A 2,318-nucleotide genomic window follows, 5' to 3' on the forward strand; every position below is an offset into this window, starting at 1 on the left:
TGACGCACACCATCGCCCACCGGGTGGGTCGCTATCTGGAACGGCAAGGCCTGCTGGAACGGGATGTCGAAAACAGCTATCTGGCCTCGGATGCGGTGGATGACGACCCGATGACACCCCTGCTGGGGCACTCGATCACTTACCGTATCGCTGTCGGTTCACAGGCGGGGCGAAAGGTGTTCACTTTGCAAACTCTGCCGACCAGTGGTGATCCGTTCGGTGACGGGATTGGCAAGGTAGCCGGGTCCAGCCTGCACGCCGGCGTGGCGGCCAGGGCCGATGAACGCAAGAAGCTCGAACGGCTGTGCCGGTACATCAGCCGCCCGGCGGTATCCGAGAAGCGGCTGTCGTTAACACGAGGCGGCAACGTGCGCTACCAGCTCAAGACGCCGTACCGGGACGGCACCACGCACGTCATTTTCGAACCATTGGATTTCATTGCAAGGCTGGCCGCCCTGGTACCGAAGCCCAGAGTCAACCTAACCCGCTTCCACGGGGTGTTCGCACCCAACAGTCGGCACCGGGCGTTGGTCACGCCGGCAAAACGGGGCAGGGGCAACAAGGTCAGGGTGGCTGATGAACCGGCAACACCAGCACAACGGCGAGCGTCGATGACATGGGCGCAACGGCTCAAGCGTGTTTTCAATATCGACATCGAGACCTGCAGCGGCTGCGGCGGCGCCATGAAAGTCATCGCCTGCATTGAAGACCCTATAGTGATCAAGCAGATCCTTGATCACCTGAAGCACAAAGCCGAAACCAGCGGGACCAGGGCGTTACCCGAAAGCCGGGCGCCACCGGCTGAGCTGCTCCTGGGTCTGTTTGACTGACGAGCCTGAAGGCCAACGATACCAATCAAAATGCTGCGTTCACAGCGCCGCGGCAGGGATCCGCCGTGCTGGTTGTCGGAAAAGGAGCCGCTAGTGGGAAAGAGGAGGGTAAATTTTCAGCGTTGCTGGCTCCCCGTCAGCCGGATTGGGTTGCATCGCAGGGGTGTCGAAAGAGTCAACTGCGGTCCAAAGCTGTTGGACTTGGGTGAAAAGGGCGTTTATTCTTCCTATACGTTGTCGGCAGCGGGCCAAAAAGGAATACGTCCATGCCCATCGAGGTGAAACCGGCTGTGAGCGCGGGTTCAAGCATATAGCCCGACAGGCGCGTATCCTTGCCGATCACGACACGATGGCGGTGGTCACCGCGACGAAAGACACGGCCAGCCGCCATGCCGACGCGCAAGGCGGTTTCCGCCGTCATCGCGCCTTCGTTGGCTTTGCCACGAATACCGTCTGTGCCGAAATATTTGCGCACCATAAGGTCGATTATCCTGTCGTCGGGTCGCCCTCAAAGGGGACATGCCTGCTGAACCGCGAATATAGAGAAATATCCCGAATGTGCAGTTAACGAATTCTTGCGGTTTCTTTCAGCGCCGCCAATACCGCCAGCCCGTCGCGCAAGGGGCGCGGCTCGTGTGTGCGGATGAAGTCAGCTCCACCTGCGGCGGCGGCAAGCTCTGCAGCGAGTGTCGCGGCCCCGACATCCCCCGGACCACGGCCTGTGAGCGCGCGCAGAAAGGATTTGCGCGAAACAGACAGAAGCACCGGCAAATCGAAGCGCAGCCGCAATTCATCGAACCGCGCCAGCACCGAGAGCGAGGTTTCGGGAGCAGCCCCCAGAAAAAACCCCATGCCGGGATCAAGGACAAGGCGGTTGCGTTTGATACCGGCACCCGTCAGCGCCGCGATGCGCGCGTCAAAGAACGCCGCAATGTGATCCATGATGTCGCCAGCGGGTGCCTCGCGCCGATCTGCCTGCCCGTCTTGCACCGAATGCATAACGACGAGTTTGGCAGATGATTTCGCCAATTGCGGATAGAACGCAGCGTCTGGAAAACCGCGAATATCATTGAGATAGGCCACACCACGCGACAAGGCATAGGCTTGCGTCGCGGGTTGATAACTGTCGAGCGAGACGGGAATGCCATCTGCCTTGAGCGCGTCCAGCACCGGCGCGATACGCGCGATTTCTGTGTCGGACGAAACAGGCGCGGCGTCGGGATTGCTGGATGCCGGACCGAGGTCGATCACATCTGCCCCCTCGGCCATCAGCTTACGCGCCTGCGCAATGGCTGCGTCTGGCGCCAGATACCGGCCTCCATCGGAGAAACTGTCCGAGGTTATGTTGACGATGCCGAAAATGATGAGCGATTTATTCATGGGGGCTTCTATAATAATCTCTGTACACGACAAAAATAGATAACTCATTGAAATAATGTCACAATAATTGTTTTCTAACGACGAATACTATGACACATCTCAATGAGT

The 2,318-nt window shown here is 58.9% G+C and carries 2 protein-coding genes and 1 pseudogene; 1 reads left to right on the top strand and 2 read right to left on the bottom strand.

Annotated elements, in window-relative coordinates; all coding sequences use genetic code 11:
* Positions 1 to 830, top strand: a pseudogene (locus tag ACWQ4X_RS19530) (IS91-like element ISCR2 family transposase); the annotation flags it as partial.
* Positions 831 to 1,005: 175 nt separating this feature from the next.
* On the opposite strand, the gene ACWQ4X_RS19535 reads toward ACWQ4X_RS19530, so the two are convergent.
* Together ACWQ4X_RS19535 and sul2 are read right to left on the bottom strand one after the other, a co-directional pair.
* Entirely contained in the window at positions 1,006 to 1,308 is a 303-nt protein-coding gene (locus tag ACWQ4X_RS19535) for a phosphoglucosamine mutase (RefSeq protein WP_000251875.1), read from the bottom strand.
* A gap of 86 nt (positions 1,309 to 1,394) precedes the next feature.
* Positions 1,395 to 2,210: a sulfonamide-resistant dihydropteroate synthase Sul2 gene (gene sul2 / locus ACWQ4X_RS19540; RefSeq protein WP_001043260.1), complete on the bottom strand. Its 816-nt coding sequence runs from the start codon at positions 2,208 to 2,210 to the stop codon at positions 1,395 to 1,397.
* Between the last annotated feature and the right edge of the window lie 108 nt (positions 2,211 to 2,318).

Source organism: Acinetobacter sp. NigerLNRRAM0016, from assembly GCF_054112845.1.